The organism is Halanaerobium sp., assembly GCF_003070835.1.
On record NZ_QBLR01000424.1, the window covers coordinates 1 to 2,265 of the forward strand.

The 2,265-nt window shown below is 41.5% G+C and carries 2 protein-coding genes; both read right to left on the reverse strand.

Going from position 1 to position 2,265, the window contains the following annotated elements; all coding sequences use genetic code 11:
* Positions 1-1,653 (reverse strand): dihydroxy-acid dehydratase (gene ilvD / locus CI949_RS19975; RefSeq protein WP_290769711.1); only part of this gene is annotated, 1,653 nt, incomplete at its 3' end.
* A gap of 53 nt (positions 1,654-1,706) precedes the next feature.
* Positions 1,707-2,265 (reverse strand): aminotransferase class IV (locus tag CI949_RS19980; RefSeq protein WP_290769713.1); only part of this gene is annotated, 559 nt, incomplete at its 5' end.

The window sequence follows — 2,265 nt, forward strand, 5'->3', positions numbered from 1 at the left end:
ATCTAGGACTGCTCCTTTAGAAGCTGAGCCAACTAATTTTGAATAACGCTTTAAATAACCGCTAATATCAGGAACAAATGGTTCTACTTTATCCATTCTGGCTGCTAATTCTTCTGCTGATAATTCTACTTCCAGAATAAATTTATCCATATCGATATGAATTATATCTCCTTCTTCTAAAGCTGCTATTGGTCCCCCGGCAGCTGCCTCAGGTGAAACATGACCGATTGCTGCTCCTCTGGTAGCACCGGAGAAACGCCCATCAGTAATTAAAGCCACACTGTCATCAAGTCCCATTCCTGCCAGAGCAGAAGTTGGAGCAAGCATTTCTCTCATGCCTGGACCACCTTTTGGTCCTTCATTTTTAATAACTACCACATCACCGGGCTTAATCTCACCATTATTAATAGCTGCAATTGATTCTTCTTCACTGCTGTAAATTCTTGCCGGTCCGCGGTGCTCCATCATTTTTGTAGCTACAGCTGCTCTTTTGACAACTGAACCTTCTGGAGCCAGGTTACCTTTTAAGACAGCCAGACCTCCCCGCTCGTGATAGGGATTAGCGAGAGGACGAATTATCTCATGGTCAACAAAATTAATTACCTCTAAATTTTCTCTTAATGAGCTGCCGGTTACAGTGACTGTATCTAAATTAATCAGATCACCTTTTACCAGTTCATTGATAACTGCATGGATCCCACCGGCTGAATTTAAGTTTTCCATGTGGTTTTTACCGGCCGGAGTTAAGGAACAGATATGTGGTACCTGATCACTAATCTGATTAAATTTATCTAAAGGAAGCTCAAGACCCGCCTCATGAGCAATTGCCGGTAAGTGCAGAGCAGTATTGGTTGAACAGCCTAAAGACATATCAACAGTTATTGCATTGGCAAAAGACTCCTCTGTTAAAATATCAGAAGGTTTGATATCTTCTGCAACCAGCTTCATTACTGCTCTACCTGCTGCTTTGGCCAGTCTGATCCGATCAGCTTTAACTGCCGGAATAGTTCCGTTACCAGGTAAGGCCAGTCCTAAAACCTCTGCCAGTGAGTTCATCGAATTAGCTGTAAACATCCCGGCACAGGAGCCAACTCCCGGACAGGCAGAGCGTGCAATCTGATCCAGCTCTTCTGCTTCCATGTCTCCAGAAGTTACAGAACCAACTGCCTCAAAGACATTGTGCAGGTCAATTGCTTCTCCACAGTGGCTGCCGGGCTCCATTGGTCCACCACTGATTACAATAGCTGGAATATCTAATCTGGCTGCTGCCATCATCATCCCCGGCACAATTTTATCACAGTTTGGGATTAAAACTAATCCATCCAGCTGATGTCCATTGACAACTGCTTCGACTGAATCTGCAATAATTTCACGACTGGCCAGAGAATAATTCATACCGCTGTGGCCCATTGCTATTCCATCACAGACACCTATTGTACCAAAACTCATTGCTGTTCCACCTGCTGCTGTAATTCCATGTTCAACAGCATCTTTAATTCTATCTAAATGTTTGTGACCGGGAATTATATCATTGGCCGAATTGGCAATTCCGATCAGAGGTTTATTTATATCATCATCATCAAGACCCAGGGCATAGAGTAAAGATCTATGGGGAGCTCTTTCTATACCTTTTTTTATCTTATCACTTCTCATTTTATTCCTCCTACTGCTAACTTCTTTTTGAAAAGTACTATTTTTTATTCTATTTAATCATTATAGATTTCTGTACCACTAGAGTTGGCAATTTTTCTAAATTTAGCAATCAGCTCGGTTGTTTTACTGCCGACACTGCCTTCACCAATTTTACGGCCGTCTACTTCCACTACCGGAATAACTTCAGCTGCAGTTCCACTTAAAAAGCATTCAGCTGCATTAAAAAGGTCATGTCTGGTAAAGAGTTCTTCTTTTACTTCCAGTCCCATCTCTGCTGCAATTTCGAGCACAACTTCTCTTTTGGTTCCTTTAAGAATACCTGCATACCTTGGTGGAGTTGTGATTGTATCTTCTTCTATAATAAAGATATTATCTCCTGTACACTCTGCTACATAACCGTCGGTATTTAAAATAATGGCCTCAGGTGCTCCCTGCTGGTTGGCTTCTATCCTGGCCATAATATTGTTTAAATAATTTAAAGATTTAATTCTGGGATTAACCATCTCTGGTCCATTCCTACGAGTTGGAACTGTTACTAATTTTAAGCCTGTCTTATATAATTCTTCTGGATAAAGCTGAATTGCACTGGCAATAATAACAACTGTAGGTTCC